Source organism: Zavarzinella sp. (assembly GCA_041399155.1).
In the GTDB taxonomy this organism is placed as follows: domain Bacteria; phylum Planctomycetota; class Planctomycetia; order Gemmatales; family Gemmataceae; genus JAWKTI01.
On the sequence record JAWKTI010000003.1, the window covers coordinates 576,579 to 591,264 of the forward strand.

Sequence of the window (14,686 nt, forward strand, 5' to 3'; positions counted from 1 at the left end):
AGTTCTTCTTCCAAAAATATATGAGAACTCATTAATAAATTGGTGATTATTCCGCTAATTTTGCCCGCAGATCGGCAATGATGGCATCCAGTTCTTCCAGTGATTTTTTCTGTAAACGGGATGCTGGCGTTAATTTGAGATTCAGCAATTCCTGAAAAGCATGGATTTTACCAATTCTCTCACCCACCGCAGTCCCTGTTTTCATTCCCTGTTCTAGGCCTTTTCAAGACCCTGTTCCAGCCCTTGCTCAAGGCCTTCCTGACGGCCACGTTCGATTGCACGGAGTTCTCTGGGGGATAAGAATGGCATCTTCATTTCCTCTTCCAGCAACAATAGCTCTGCCTGGAATCTCTCATCTTCTTCTCTGGGTAATTGTATCATCCATTCCAGCAAGCGGAAGATGTTGACAATCTCATCGGGAGTGATGCCACGGAGAAGCAGTTGGCGTGTCAGGCGGATTTTCGCCTCCCGCTGCAATCTGGCGTTGCCACTGTGGATCAGATTCTGAACGCAAGCGGCCAGCACCAACCCCACCGGACTGTGGTGGGCTTCCAGTTTCGATAATTTGTCGCCTAAGTCAAGAATCTTAAAATACTTAAATCGAAAAATGAGTTCATTTTCATCATTGCTTTCCAGAAACTCTGTCGGTCGCCACGTGGGGTGCGGATCGGCCAGAATTGCCACGCTGCGAATGTTCGGTCCGTATTTATCAATCAATCGGATAAAGTAACGAAGCATACGCTCTTCAAAAGCGGTGTCCTGTTGCGACTGAACCTCGATATGCAGGTACAGGGTGATGGGTGTAGTGTTCGATTTCAGATAAACCTCGTAAAGACAATCCACATGCTGGTTGTTTGTCAGTGCGTCCTGGTCGCGCTTTCGGAGCTGGGTATTCAGTGGTTTGTATTTTTTGTCCCACCGTATCGCTTGATGTAACGTGGGGAACAGTAATTCGCATACCGGTTCCAGGTAGTGATCCAGCAACTCCTTCCAGGGAGAATCGTTATCCCGTCGTTTTGGCTTCGTTTTCGCCATGATGATTTCCGAAGTGGGTTCGAATTTCGAGATCTGGTGGTAGATTTCATTCTAAATCGATTTCAGAAGTCTGCCAAACTCTAGGTGGGCAGGCTTGCCATGTTGTAGAATAACCGAATGAATCTCGAGTTACCGTTACTTTCGACTGCCAAAAAGGCGTTTTTGGATACCCCAGTGGGCGATATCCAGCAATGGGTGGCTGCACAGCAACAACCTGCATTCCGCACTGCCCAGGTGCTGCGGCTGGCTTTATCAGGCACGTGCCGCCAATTTCGACAGCATGACCGACCTGCCCGCAGCATTCCGCACTGCCCTGCAAGATCAATTTCACCTGTTTCAGGCCAATGTGGTGGCCCACCGGATTGCGACAGACGAAACCCACAAGTTAGTACTGGAGTGGCAGGACGGCAAATCGATTGAGTGCGTATTATTGCAGGAAGAAACCCGCCGCACCGCCTGTATCAGCACCCAGGTGGGGTGTGGCATGGGCTGTGTCTTTGCGCCAGTGGCCTGAAGGGCGTTGAACGTAACCTCTCTGTTGGTGAGATCTTAGAGCAATTAGTCCTGTTGCGAAACCTGACCGCACCTGGGGAACGCCTGTCCCACATTGTGGTGATGGGGATGGGTGAACCATTGGCCAATCTGGATAACCTGCTGGCGGCACTTGAAATCGCTGTTTCGCAGAAAGGACTGGGCATCGGTGCCCGCCATATCACCATTTCGACCGTGGGACTGCCCGCAAAAATACGTGCCCTGGCTGATGCGGGCAAACAGTACCACCTGGCTGTTTCTCTGCACGCACCCAACGATGCATTGCGGGAATCAGATTGTGCCCACCAATGCCAATATTGGGATTGAAGCAATTCTGGACGCGGCAGACTATTTTTACGCAACTACTTCCCGGCAAGTAACTTACGAATATGTTCTGTTGGGCGAATTGAACGATCAGCCTGCTGATGCCCGCGAATTAGCCCGCCTGCTGCGGGATCGCAAGGCCCACGTGAATCTGATTCCGTGGAACAATGTTGTGGATCTGCCCTATCGTCGCCCCGCACCCGAGGCACAGAACGCCTTCGTTACCACCCTGCGTCACGCGGGAATCAGCGTGAAGGTGCGGAAACGCAAAGGTGCGGATATCGATGCTGCCTGCGGACAACTTCGCAGAAAAGTGCTGGAAAACATGCCACAAATCGCTGCTGCCGCACAGTAATTGCTGTATTCGGTTGGGATTTCGCAAAAATGGCGAATTGTTGACGTATAAATATTTCACTTAATCAAATAATCACATGCAAGGTAAATGGCTGCACGTTTTGTGGTGAACTTTCCTGCCCTTTTCCGATGATCCCCCCACAACAACGTGCGTGGGAGTGCTATAACTACCTTTTTCGCTGTTACCACAAAAGGAATGTTTATGTCTGCGACGGCTGATCCCTGGTTTCAATCGCTTTTTGCCGACCGTATTGGTGGTGCCAACTACGGGAAAGGCACCGAAATATACAAATTTGAAAAAATCAAACGTGCGAAGCGAAAAGCCCTGGCAGACCACCCGGAATTGCGATTGCTGGACTTTGAATCGGCGAAAACGACGATATGGCCGATACCAGCGTGCGGGAAGCACTGAAAGTACAGGTCGATCGTGCGGAAAACCGGGGTTACGCTGATAATGGCATTGCAGCCTACAAACAGGCTGCCGCTGATCTGATGGCACGCCAATTCGGTGTGACTCTGAATCCCGATACCGAAATCTGCCACTGTATTGGCTCCAAGCCAGCGTATGCAATGCTGCCTGCCTGCTTCATCAATCCGGGTGATGTCACACTGATGACGGTGCCAGGGTATCCGGTTGCTGGCACCCACACCCGATATTACGGTGGGGAAGTGCATCGTTTGCCGTTACTGGAAAAAATGGCTTCTTTCCCGATCTGGATGGTATTCCATCAGATATCCGCAAGCGGGCGAAATTACTGGTGATCAACTATCCCAACAGCCCCACCGGTGCGGTGGCCACCACCGATTTTTACAAGAAAGTGATCAATTTGCCCACACTAACCAGATTATTGTGGTGCAGGACGCCGCCCACTGCATGTTGAACTATCAGGGTCCACCCACCAGTTTTCTGCAGGTGGATGGTGCCAAAGAAGTGGGTGTGGAAGTTCATTCCATGTCCAAAGGCTATAACATGATCGGCTGGCGACTGGGCTGGGTCTGTGGTCACCCCAAAATCGTGCAGGCTTATGCTGATGTGAAGGATAACAGCGATAGCGGCCAGTTTATGGCCATTCAGATGGCCGCAGCACAGGCACTGGCAAATCCAGAGATCCCACGGGCCGTGTGCGAAAAAATACCGCCGTCGGCTGGAAAAGCTGGTGGCAGTCCTGAAAGATGTGGGTTTTGCAGCCCAGATGCCCGGTGGCACCTACTTTCTGTACACAAAGGCCCCAACTGGTGCAGGGGAGCGAAATTTTGCCAATGCGGAAGAAGCATCCCAGTTTTTGATCCATGAACAATCGGTCTGCACTGTGCCCTGGGACGATGCAGGTTCCTATTTACGCTTCTCTGCCACATATATTGCCCCCACCGAAGCGGATGAGGATGATTTGATGTCTGAAACACGTAAACGACTACACAATCTGAACTTACGTTTTTCGTAACACATTTCCCTAAAAAATAATCACGAAATTTTTCACACTTTGAGCAGAATTTTTTTTTTGTTGACATCCAGCAATTTTCGGCTTAAATTAATATTAGTTCATCGCGAGTGGGCGACGTGATGAGCTAGGCCTGGGGCAACCCTGGGTCTTTTTTTATGTACACATCAATGCTCAAATAATCGTACAACACTATATTGCTTTAATTGTACAAATCATCGCATTTGCAATATCATGTACGCGTAACGCCCAAACCTATTCTGGGCGGTTTTTTGCTGCTGCATCCAACCGCAGGAATGACAGCACGATCACTCGATAGGGGTCTTATTCAGATGGAACTCACGCCAAACATGATTGGTCGTTTGTGCTCTGTGGTGATGTTCGGGTGCATCCCACTGATTTTTCTGGTGTTGGGCTTACGTGGCCGCACTCCCACACCTCGACGACTGGCATATTTATCTTTGTTCTGTGGCTTGATGGTTTTTGTGGTTCCTGAAATCGTCTTGAAACCATTCCCAGAACATCATTCCACCGTCTTGATCAGCTCTGGAATTGCCAGAGTAATCATGAGCCTCACGGGTATCGTGCTCGCGGGTATTGCACTTGCCACCCGTCGCTCGTCAGACATGAGAGCCTTACCACCCATTGCAGGACTGATATTCTGTGTCCTTCATTTGTTTGCTGGTGCAGGCATGACCATCATGGGCTTCATTGGAAAAAATCTGCAACCAGAAAACAATTCTGCATCGTGGGATTATTCATCGCCCGATGGAAAGTTTGAAGTGACATTACCTTCCAGAAAATGGGAAGTAGTCAATTTTGCAAACTTGAACAATAAAGCAGGATTTTTGCACCGAGGATTTCCAAACATGAAAGCCGTCGTGCAATCGGTTATCGAAAACCAGACGGAACAGGATTTTGATCGAATTGCGAACTCATTTCATGATTCTGGCAACGAGAATACAATCATTGATGCAAAGGATGGTTTGAATGCCGCGGATCAACGATGCTCGTCTTTCATTGGTATAGAGCAGTCGGAAGGTAAAGAGCTTTTCATTGGCTATTCAATTACCTGGTGTGCAGAACGAAAAGTGGTCGTTGTGATACTGTTTGAAGGCGTTTTCCAAATGAAATCCCAGGCGGGCAAAGAAACCGAACGCCAGGCAATGAAAACAGCCGCAGAGACCATTCTGTATTCCGTGCGCTAAAATCTGGTGGTGCTGATTCTGAACTGCAAAGAGAATTTCTTCACGCTGTTCGCATTATTATCGACGCATTACGAACTATTTCTGGACGGTATTCCATTTTCGTTCACTCTGACAACTTGTACAGGCTGGTTTTAATGCTAGCCCCTCTGCAGTGTAGCTGGCATTGATACTTGAAACAACCGTCATTCCCGCGCAGGCGGGAATCCAGGGCGATGCCTTGAATTACCACCCGCAATCCGATGCCCACTACCAACCGTCATTCCCACGCAGGCGAGACTCCATTGCAGAAACTCGAAGTGCAACCAATAAACTGTTACGTACCGTCATAGCCCGCTGCGCCAGCAAGGGAATTTCTTAAGATTCTACAGTGTCTTCATGCACAGACGCAAAGAGATTCTTGAAACAACCGTCATTCCCGCGTAGGCGGGAATCCAGGGCGATGCCTTGAATTAGCACCCGCAATCCGATGCCCACCACCAACCGTCATTCCCACGCAGGCGAGACTCCATTGCAGAAACTCAAAGTGCAACCAATAAACTGACCTACCACAACGTCATTCCCGCGAAGGCGGGAATCCAGTTTTGCCGTGTCCTTTATGTTTCCGTATTGCAATCTGTTTTTTCATTGCACCCCTTGGATCTACTGAGTATATTACAGCCCAATGAGGGCGGCTCCTCATGATGTACCTTTTCATGCGCAGTGGTACATTGCACACAGAAAGTGATAGCCAGAATCGCCGAAAGAATAGACGGAAATCAATTCTTTCTAATTATAGTTAAGCCGGCCGGCGGCCGGCTTAACGTGGTCAGCGATTGAGCATATATTAAATGTGACGGCCGCAAGCGGCCTAACCAGCGATTGGAGCAGGAACGATGGCAAAGCACACGAGGCCAGTACTGTGGAACGGGCATGTCGATTTTCGATGGGAGGGTGGAGGAGTTACTATCAACTCGCCTGATGGCTTCCCTATAATGGTCCCGATGGCTGGCCTGTATTTTCAAGGCAACTATCTTCACGACTGCAACAGTGAAACGGTCCTACCGGTCCTGAACAACAACAATGAGCGCATGGAGATTCTTTGGGGAACAGGCGTTGAGTATCCTGCCTTGGATACAGGGGAGATGCAAGACCGTAACTGGTACGGTGTGTTCGCCGTCAACGAAAACGGTGTCCTCCGCGGGAAGTTTGTCTCGTTTATCCGCGTGTTTTGTCTCGATGGGAGGAGTCTCACGTTCAGTAGTCATAGGGATAAGGACGTTTCAATCAATTACGGTTTCTGCCCTGGTGCCTATCTAGGCTCACGTTACGTCGTTCTGACGGGTCTCGATGCAGGGAAGACAGGAACAATTACGAAAAGTCTGGCGAATTCGTTCGATTTGGCTGACCCCACTCCTCACCGTCTCGCCAAAGGAGACTGGCTGATGGTATCTCCGGCAAAAGGTCTTCGCTCCGACTCGGACGTGATCGAATGCTATCGGGAATACTGCTATCTCGGCTCAGTCTTGTCCGACAATCTGCGGGAAGGGCAGTATGAGCCGAAGAATTTCTACAAGTATCGAAATCGCTATTTCATCGACAACAACAACGACAATCTCTATGACAAGCCTTTTAACATACTCAACCAAGCAAACATCGGATGGGAGAGCCCCAATGAACCTGGATGGATAGAGGTCGATATTTGGGGCCAAGGGGTTGCTCCCCCGACAGCCCGAGTCGTCCGTGTGTGGAACTCAATTTCTTACAACAGCCCAACAGCTTTCCAGTTCTTTTTCGCAGCCGACGCAGGGAAACACCGATTGTCATGGTGGTTTTGCCCTCCCAGTCCAACCGGTCAGCATGCCTATGGAGTGACGGTCGAAGTGCCAGTGGAGTTCGCTGGCGGAAAATTCTTTTTTCAATCACAAAACTCCTTAACCAATGTGCAGTTTCGCCTCGTCGGTTACGATGAGTGATAATAATTGGTAAACAAAAACCGTGAATAGTTCAAGCCGAACAAGTGGCTTCAGCAGAACGGGCCAGTGTTCTGGATTTTCGAGACTTCACAGTAATTAAGCCGGCCCGGTTGTTGAGCTGTAAACGTAAGTAAGCGATTGGAGCAGGAATCGCTTCGTATCCTCTCCGCGACTCTGCTCAATCGCGGACCCCGTTCGGCGAATGAGGTTGTGCGTGACTGGCAGACAGATTGAGGCACTTCGCGATGCGCTCTGTTCTGCATTTGACCAGGACTCCCTGGACCAGATGCTTTGCTTCCGCTTGGACAAGGACCGCGAACGGCTGGTAGGCTCGGGACCCCGACAGGCGGTCGTGTTCAAGGTGATCAATGTCGCAGTTCGTGAGGGTTGGCTGGCGCAACTCCTTCACGCCGCCAAGTCCTGCAACCCAGGCAACTTTGACTTGCGTAAGTTTTGCGAGGAACACCCAGAGTTAATCGGCGAGGGTGGGGCGGCGTACTGTTCCTCCGGGCGAGCACCCGCAACCCAAGACGGATCAGTCGACAACTTCGTACCCCTAAGCATCGGAAGCTCCTTTGAACCGTTCTTCTCACGTGGCCCCGGCGACAACGCTGACTGGGCGCTTGTGATCCGAATACTGAACTCGGGTCAGCGTGATGTCACAGTCTGCAGGGCGGTCTACTTCTTGGATCCTCAAGATCTTGTCCCGATCATTCCTGATGCAAAGCGCTCCCAGGTTCACAGTACGGGATTCGAGGTCAAGTTTGGTGAACAGTGGAAACTGTTCGAGTGTTCCTTGAAACCGGGGGCTGAGACAATTACGTACGTACCGCTTAGAGCTAAGGCGACGGCCGTCGAATTGCCACATGGACGGCGCGGCGAACTGCTTCTGGACTATCTCCTCGACGGACGGGCTGCGCAACACCGCGCGGCGCTGTAGGGCACGCACCGGGCCGTCTAGGGCGTGTTGACGAATCGGAATTTCTCTCTAAACCCTTTCATTACAGGCACTTAACGTCAAGGCAGGCGCATCATGAGAGCAATGCTTACACCCAAAATTTGGGCAATTTTTAGGCCATTGGTCGAACGAGCCAAGAGATCCGCTGCTGGGGCAAAGCCAAAACTTACTGATCTTATGTTCCTTGAGGCACTGTTATTTCTTATCAGAACTGGGCTTCCTTGGAGAGATTTACCTTCAAGATTTGGCGACTGGAATGCAGTTTATCAGCGGTTCAAACGTTGGCGTGAAAACAATGTTTTTCAGCGACTTTTTGAGGACATGCCGAAAGATACACCACTGGAAAACATCAAACGAATATTCATCGATAGCTCAGTAGTTCGAGCACATCAACATGCTGCTGGCGCGGCAAAAACTGGTGACGACGATGATCAGGATCTTGGGAGAAGTAGAGGGGGATTGAGTACGAAGATTCACGTTGCATGTCTTGACGAAAACACGTTAATCGCAGTGGAAGTAACTCCTGGACAAGCTGGAGATGCACCTGAATTCGACAATCTGTTTGATGAAAGCATCACACAAGTTCCTGATATCGAGGAAGTTGTTGCAGATAAAGCTTATGATAGCGATAGAATCCGATCAAAAGTGATCGAAGAAGGGGATATTCCAGTACATATCCCAAACAAATCAAATGCGAAGGAAGAATGGCCAATCGACAAAGAAGCTTACAAAAGCCGGAACAAAATAGAAAGATTCTTTAATAAATTGAAGCAATTTCGAAGAATTGCAACTCGATACGACAAATTGTCAGACTGCTTTCTGAGCTTCATTCATCTGGCTGCTACGTTCATCAAATGCCGTTCATTCGTCAACAGAACCTAGCAAACCGCGGCTCGCTGACACCTCCCCAGGAACTTCCCCTACTGAAGACTAACATTTCAACAAATGTCAGTTGAATTATCCCATCACTGAAAGATAAAATTGCTTATTCAGCGCGTAACGATTGCGTCTGCCTTGGGTATCTTTTTCATAAATTTCTCCATACCCGTTCTTCAAATTGTCAAAGACCTACTTACTACTATCAAGCGACTTTTGGTTTCACCTTCTTCAATTCATACCCCAGCTCTTTGGCCCTGCGATGCAACTGTCTCTCCTGCCGGGCTTTTACTTCTGCCGCATAAGCTTCTTCCTGCTGCTTCGTGTAATCCCCGCCATACCGCATCAAATGGTAGATAATCCTGGCCAGCTTGTGGGCGGTTGCCGTGATCGCTTTCGGTGCTCCCATCCGCGATTGAGCATATAGTAAAGGTGGCGGCCGGCAACTGAGCCTTTGACGTAAGCTTTCGAGATAACTTTGGCCACAATCGCGATTCAACTTGATCCCGCAAAACTCAGAAATCCGGATCTCGATATTCGGTATGAATTGCCCGACTTGCTGTCAAAGTGGACGTCAGGACGAGTCGTGGATTCTGGTTACGACTACGCCGGCGCTGAAGCCTCCCCCTGCCTCTTGCTGTTACTAAGTGCCGACAATGCTGACAGCGTCTCGGAGGTCATAGACTTCTTGAAGGTAGTTCCCGTGTTAGGAAACGACCTCTCCCGAGTTGCAGTGGCTTTAGAAATCAACGGGAATGTCCGGGTCGTTCACCCGCACGATTTCAGTGGCACTTTTCATTGGTCAGGTAGCAGCTAACCACCGGCTAAACGGGGTCCGCGATTGAGCATATAGTAAATGTGACGGTCGCAAGCGGCCTAAGTGTGCGATTGGAGCAGGAATCGCTTCATAACTACTCCGCGAATCTGCTCAATCGCGGACCCCGTTAGCTGTTGAGGGTCGTCGCTTTGTCACTCCGCTTGAACCTCTACGGTTGGAGTCTGCCCGCCTTCAAACAGGTTCTCGGCAGCAAGGACTCTGCAGTCCTCGAGAAAGCGACGGCGCTGATCTTCGAGACGCTGCCGAAGGAACCGGCCCAGTCCAAGGCAATGGCGTGGCTTCATACTCTCGTCGTACACGGATTTCCTTTTCGAGAGGATCGTGGGCAGTCATCGGAACCTGCCGATGGTGGGCTCTTGACAGTGCAAATGGAAACGGAGGCTCACGCTTTCACTGTGTATTGCCTTGCTCGTGCCATCGCCAGTGAGGACTACCTGGATCTTGCGTCCGAATCTTCGAACTGGCATCATTCCGCAGTTGTTTCGCTCTACAACGAACTGTCGGCGTGTAAGTTTCATCTTTCCGGGAAATGTCCCGTGGAGTACCACACGTGGATGTGGAAACTCAGCAACGGTTCGCCGATTTTCGGCGACGACTTTCGCACGGAATGGTCTTTCTACACACTGTTCAGCAATCGTGACCTTGCCGCCATGATCCCGGTTTTTAAAGCAGCAGCAGATTTCCAGAGGTCTTTGCCAGAAGGGTATCCCGAAGAATTCACCAAGATCATGGCAGTGGGCCTGTCAGACGCTGGCAGAGAGCTTGTATTGGACTTGATCAAGTGGTTCGGCCAAATCCAGCAAGCCGGGCAAGACGCATTTATCCTCTGGTGGTAGGCCGCTGTGTGTACGAAGCAGCTAACAATGCGTTGCACTTGACCGGATCGTCATGACGGATTTTCGAGACATCACGTTCCTTGCGGCTGGCTTAACTGGTCCGCGATTGAGCAGAAAGTAAAAGTGAAGGCCGCAAGCGGCCGAATTGTTGCGGGCTAGGAATCCAACATTGTCGCACCTGTTAGCGGACTTTTCAAGAAATTCCCTTGCTGGCGCTGCGGGCTATGAAGACAAAAAAGCAAACCAAGCTAGCGCTGCAGGCTATGTACACAATAAGCAAACCGCAGTCGGCTCAGAAGCAAATTCCGTCGCTCACACTTCCGGCTCGTGTCGTTGCTGTTTCTCTTTGAATCTTCGTGGCTTCGTGTGTGAATGTTTAATGAATTTAATAAATTCCCATGTTTGCGAAACGGGCGATGAAGGCAAAAAGCGAACCAAGCGAACGCGTCGGCTCAAAAAATTGCTACTTCGGGCAAATTCTTGCAAATGGTGGGTCACTTTGCCAGAATAACTTTTCAGTTCTTACTTTTTTCTGGGAGCGTACCATATGGGTCTTCTCGACAAACTTCGTGGCGAATTCATCGATATTATCGAATGGACAGAGCCGAATGACAGCCAGATTCTGTGTTACCGCTTCCCACGGTACAACAACGAAATTAAAAATGGTGCCAAACTGATTGTGCGGGAAGGTCAGGCGGCCGTTTTCATCAAAGAAGGCCAGCTTGCCGATGTCATGATGCCTGGCATGTATACGCTGGATACCCGCAACATGCCCATCCTGTCCACCATTCTGGGCTGGAAGTACGGATTTGAATCACCATTTAAGTGCGAAGTGTACTTCGTTTCCACCAAACAGTGGACCGACCAGAAGTGGGGCACGCAAAACCCGATTATGCTGCGGGACCCCGAATTCGGCCCTATCCGTGTGCGTGCGTTTGGCTCGTATGCCTTCCGTGTGGCGGACCCCGGGTTGTTCCTGAAGCAACTCGTGGCCACTGATCCTTCATTTGAGGCCTACGAAATCACCAACCAGCTCCGTAACGCGATTGTTTCGCGATTTGTGGATGTCATTGGTCAGGCAAAGATGCCCATTCTGGATCTGGCGGGCAATTACGAGAAAATCAGCACCATTGCTAATGAAAAAATTGCACCCGCAATGCAGGGAATGGGCCTGACCGTTACCCAATTCTATGTGGAAAATATTTCTCTCCCGCCTGATGTGGAAGAAATGCTCGATAAACGTTCCAGCATGGCGGTGCTGGGCGATATGAACCAGTACACCCGCTTCCAGACCGCAAATGCCATTGGCGATGCCGCCAACAACCCCGGTGGGATGGCAGGTTTAGGTGCGGGAATGGGGGCAGGGATGGGCATGGCTGGTGCGATGATGCATTCCATGGCTCCTGCGGCCCAGGGTGGTGCACCTGCAGGTCCACCTCCGCTGCCGGCAACAGTTCAGTTCTTTGTGGGACTGAATGGGATGCAGCAGGGCCCGTTTGATCTGGCAACGCTCTCCGGCAAGATCCGTGCAGGCGAAATTACACGTGCAACGCTGGTCTGGCGTGCTGGAATGCCGAACTGGTTGCCAGCAGAAAATGTGCCAGAACTGCAACAGTTATTTGGTAGTAGTCCCCCACCACTGCCACCTGGATAGTCATTTGGCTATATAGCTGATTGGTTAAATTGATATCGTCACTGTAAACGCTTGATCTGAAAGGATTTATCTGCGATGTCTCTGCCGCCACCGTTGCCTGAAGATTCGCCCGTTCCCCCACAGTTGCCTGGGACTCATCCTGCAGATTCGCGTGAAAAAGCCCCGTCGAAACGCACCCCACCGAAGGGCCGGAAGTTCCCTTGCAGGCAATGTGGGGCAAAAGTGGACTTCGATCCCGCTGCACGTGGCTTGAAATGCCCTTATTGCGGCTTCACCGAAGTCATTCCCGATGCCACGGACGAAGAAAAAGCCAAAATTCTGGAACATGATCTCGAAACATTCCTGCAAAACAACGAGTTGAAAGCCCACGCACTGATTGGTGGGCACAGTTCGCAGGTCAAATGTACCGGCTGCGGTGCCGTGGTGATTCTGGAAGACCGCGTGGCGACCGATCATTGCCCGTACTGTTCTACCCACCTGGAGAATCGACCGGAAAAAGTAGAGCACCTGATCGATCCGGAATCGGTGCTGCCTTTTCAAATCGCCCGCCGGGAGGCAGTGGAAAAATTCAACCGCTGGCTGGAAAGCCTTTGGTTTGCACCGTCTGCACTGAAAAAAATGGCCATTCTGGATCGCTTTGCCAGTATATACACCCCCTACTGGACATACGATTCGATGACGTACACCCGCTACACGGGTGAACGGGGGGATGATTATACTACCACAGAACACTACACCGATTCTTCAGGAAAGTCGCAAACCCGCACAGTAACACACACACGCTGGAGCTTTGCATCAGGTAATATCGAGCACTTTTTTGATGATGTGTTGATTCCTGCCGCCGAAACGCTTCCGAAACATCTGGTGGCGAAATTATCTCCCTGGCCGCTGCCTGATCTGCAGCCCTACAAAGACGATTTTCTCAGCGGCCACCTGGCAGAGCGTTACTCGGTAAACCTGACTGAAGGGCTGGATCGTGCCAAAAAGGTGATGCATGATGCAATTACTGGGATGATCAATTCCGATATTGGTGGGGACCACCAACGGATTCATTCCCGCCATACGGACCACATCGGGGTGACGTTTAAGCACACCCTGCTGCCCGTGTGGGTGGCCAACTACAAATTTCATGAGAAAACTTATCATCTTTTGGTCAATGGCAGCACGGGCAAGGTGGCAGGTGATCGCCCATGGAGCTGGCTGAAAATCCTGAGGTTGGTGCTGTTGATTCTGATCGTGCTTGCTGGATTGGCATACGCCTACAGCAAAATGAAATAAGATGAGAGAAATACCAACTGATCTCACCAAATATTCATTAAGTTCTGCTAAATCTGCAACAACGCACGGCATTTGGTACTGGAACAATTTCATGGCGATCGAACAAAATAAATCGTCAATTTATGTAACTTTTGTGTAACAAAACCGTTGTCGGTGCGTCAAAGATACTGGGAACTTTATCTATCTCTCCGTTTTCGTGTCCCGCCGGTACACAAAGGATTTGGCCACGTGGCAAAAGTGATCACGGTACCTGATTTTCGAAATGCTCGCATGCTGGGGAATAAATTAACGGTCCTAACCGCCTACGACTACACAATCGCACGCCTGTTTGACGGTGCTGGAGTCGATGCACTGCTAGTGGGTGATTCGCTGGGTATGGTTATCCAGGGAAATTCCAATGCGTTGTCGGTAACATTGGAAGAGATGATCTACCACACGCGGTGCGTTGTGAAAGGGAGCTATCGGGCACTGGTTATCAGCGACCTGCCATTCATGACCTACCAGTTATCGCCCATGCAGGCACTAGAGAATGCAGGTAGATTGATCAAAGAAAGTGGTGCTACCGCCGTTAAGTTGGAAGGTGGTGTCCGCAGCGCTCCCGCCATTGAAGCCTGTGTAATGGCCGATATTCCGGTGATGGCCCATATTGGCATGACCCCACAATCGGTGCATCGTTTTGGTGGCTTCAAGGTGCAACGGGACGCAGAGCGAATTATCGAGGACGCACTAGCGGTCGAACAGGCAGGCGCTTTCGCCGTGGTGCTGGAATGTATTCCCGCAGAAGTGGCAAAAACAATCACCGATCAATTAAAAATCCCCACCATCGGCATTGGTGCAGGCAAATACTGTACCGGCCAGGTGTTGGTGGGGCAGGATTTGCTGGGCTTATATTCCGACATCCGCCCCAAGTTTGTGAAAGAATACATCAACGCAGGCACACTGATTAAACAAGCCGTGGAAACGTATGTGAACGAAGTGAAAACAGGCGACTTCCCAGGCGAGCAGCATTCATTTCATTGAGTTCTCAACAACCGTCAATTCCCGCGCAGGCGGGAATCCATGCCTTCACGGTTAGGACTCACGTGAGGACCAGGATCGGAAGATATCCAGGATCGTAGCACGGGCGTCCCGCCCGTGGATAATCGACATGGGCGGGACGCCCATGCTACGTGCAAAGATGACTTCTGACTTTATCCGCCAGCTCACGGTCACTCAATTGAGTAATTCGATTATCCTGGGGACAGGCTGGTTGTGATTTCTTGTGAGACGATTGTTTGTAAGATCGTCATTCCCGCGCAGGTGGGAATCCATGCCTTCACGGTTAGGATCCACGTGAGGACCGGGATCGGAAGATATCCAGGCTTCAACGTGATCGTAGCACGGGCGTCCCGCCCGTGGATAAT

At 50.5% G+C, this 14,686-nt stretch carries 16 protein-coding genes and 1 pseudogene; 14 read left to right on the forward strand and 3 right to left on the reverse strand.

The genetic code is table 11. From position 1 onward, the window contains the following. Nucleotides 1-46: 46 nt before the first annotated feature. Together R3B84_16500 and R3B84_16505 are read right to left on the reverse strand one after the other, a co-directional pair. A complete protein-coding gene (locus R3B84_16500; protein ID MEZ6142163.1) occupies nt 47-205 on the reverse strand; it encodes a hypothetical protein in 159 nt (52 codons plus the stop codon). A gap of 8 nt (nt 206-213) precedes the next feature. Next, the gene (locus R3B84_16505) at nt 214-1,035 is read right to left on the reverse strand and encodes a hypothetical protein (protein MEZ6142164.1); all 822 of its coding nucleotides are present in this window, start codon (nt 1,033-1,035) and stop codon (nt 214-216) included. Nucleotides 1,036-1,315: 280 nt separating this feature from the next. Here R3B84_16505 and R3B84_16510 point away from each other — a divergent pair, with 280 nt between their 5' ends. The 10 genes and pseudogenes from R3B84_16510 (at nt 1,316) to R3B84_16555 (ending at nt 8,683) form a co-directional block, all read left to right on the forward strand. Further along, complete coding sequence (locus R3B84_16510; GenBank protein ID MEZ6142165.1) at nt 1,316-1,549, forward strand: hypothetical protein; 234 nt, start codon at nt 1,316-1,318, stop codon at nt 1,547-1,549. A 53-nt stretch (nt 1,550-1,602) separates the two neighbouring features. Further along, nucleotides 1,603-1,893 (forward strand): hypothetical protein, encoded by a 291-nt coding sequence (locus R3B84_16515; protein ID MEZ6142166.1) that lies wholly within the window; start codon nt 1,603-1,605, stop codon nt 1,891-1,893. Then, nucleotides 1,865-2,245 carry a hypothetical protein gene (locus tag R3B84_16520; protein ID MEZ6142167.1) on the forward strand — a complete coding sequence of 127 codons (381 nt, stop codon included), beginning with the start codon at nt 1,865-1,867 and terminating at the stop codon, nt 2,243-2,245. The genes R3B84_16515 and R3B84_16520 overlap by 29 nt, the downstream gene beginning before the upstream one ends. 201 nt (nt 2,246-2,446) lie before the next feature. After that, nucleotides 2,447-2,656, forward strand: a complete 210-nt coding sequence (locus R3B84_16525; protein ID MEZ6142168.1) for a hypothetical protein — start codon at nt 2,447-2,449, stop codon at nt 2,654-2,656. Then, nucleotides 2,626-3,283: pseudogene (locus R3B84_16530) on the forward strand (aminotransferase class I/II-fold pyridoxal phosphate-dependent enzyme). Before R3B84_16525 ends, R3B84_16530 begins: the two are co-directional and overlap by 31 nt. Nucleotides 3,284-3,401: 118 nt before the next feature. Beyond that, entirely contained in the window at nt 3,402-3,686 is a 285-nt protein-coding gene (locus R3B84_16535) for a hypothetical protein (GenBank protein ID MEZ6142169.1), read from the forward strand. A 329-nt stretch (nt 3,687-4,015) separates the two neighbouring features. Then, complete coding sequence (locus R3B84_16540; protein ID MEZ6142170.1) at nt 4,016-4,891, forward strand: hypothetical protein; 876 nt, start codon at nt 4,016-4,018, stop codon at nt 4,889-4,891. Nucleotides 4,892-5,763: 872 nt separating this feature from the next. Further along, the gene (locus tag R3B84_16545; protein ID MEZ6142171.1) at nt 5,764-6,843 is read left to right on the forward strand and encodes a hypothetical protein; all 1,080 of its coding nucleotides are present in this window, start codon (nt 5,764-5,766) and stop codon (nt 6,841-6,843) included. 214 nt (nt 6,844-7,057) lie between these two features. Beyond that, nucleotides 7,058-7,783, forward strand: a complete 726-nt coding sequence (locus R3B84_16550; protein MEZ6142172.1) for an effector-associated domain EAD1-containing protein — start codon at nt 7,058-7,060, stop codon at nt 7,781-7,783. 93 nt (nt 7,784-7,876) lie between these two features. Continuing rightward, nucleotides 7,877-8,683 carry an IS5 family transposase gene (locus tag R3B84_16555; protein ID MEZ6142173.1) on the forward strand — a complete coding sequence of 269 codons (807 nt, stop codon included), beginning with the start codon at nt 7,877-7,879 and terminating at the stop codon, nt 8,681-8,683. Between the two features lie 199 nt (nt 8,684-8,882). On the opposite strand, the gene R3B84_16560 is transcribed toward R3B84_16555, so the two are convergent. Next, nucleotides 8,883-9,176, reverse strand: a complete 294-nt coding sequence (locus R3B84_16560; GenBank protein MEZ6142174.1) for a hypothetical protein — start codon at nt 9,174-9,176, stop codon at nt 8,883-8,885. A gap of 479 nt (nt 9,177-9,655) precedes the next feature. Here R3B84_16560 and R3B84_16565 point away from each other — a divergent pair, with 479 nt between their 5' ends. From R3B84_16565 to panB, 4 genes are all read left to right on the forward strand, one after another. Further along, the gene (locus R3B84_16565) at nt 9,656-10,351 is read left to right on the forward strand and encodes a hypothetical protein (GenBank protein ID MEZ6142175.1); all 696 of its coding nucleotides are present in this window, start codon (nt 9,656-9,658) and stop codon (nt 10,349-10,351) included. Between the two features lie 547 nt (nt 10,352-10,898). Next, complete coding sequence (locus R3B84_16570; GenBank protein ID MEZ6142176.1) at nt 10,899-12,005, forward strand: SPFH domain-containing protein; 1,107 nt, start codon at nt 10,899-10,901, stop codon at nt 12,003-12,005. A gap of 75 nt (nt 12,006-12,080) precedes the next feature. Next, nucleotides 12,081-13,283: a hypothetical protein gene (locus R3B84_16575; GenBank protein ID MEZ6142177.1), complete on the forward strand. Its 1,203-nt coding sequence runs from the start codon at nt 12,081-12,083 to the stop codon at nt 13,281-13,283. A gap of 228 nt (nt 13,284-13,511) precedes the next feature. Further along, nucleotides 13,512-14,303: a 3-methyl-2-oxobutanoate hydroxymethyltransferase gene (gene panB, locus R3B84_16580; protein ID MEZ6142178.1), complete on the forward strand. Its 792-nt coding sequence runs from the start codon at nt 13,512-13,514 to the stop codon at nt 14,301-14,303. The last annotated feature ends 383 nt before the right edge of the window (nt 14,304-14,686 follow it).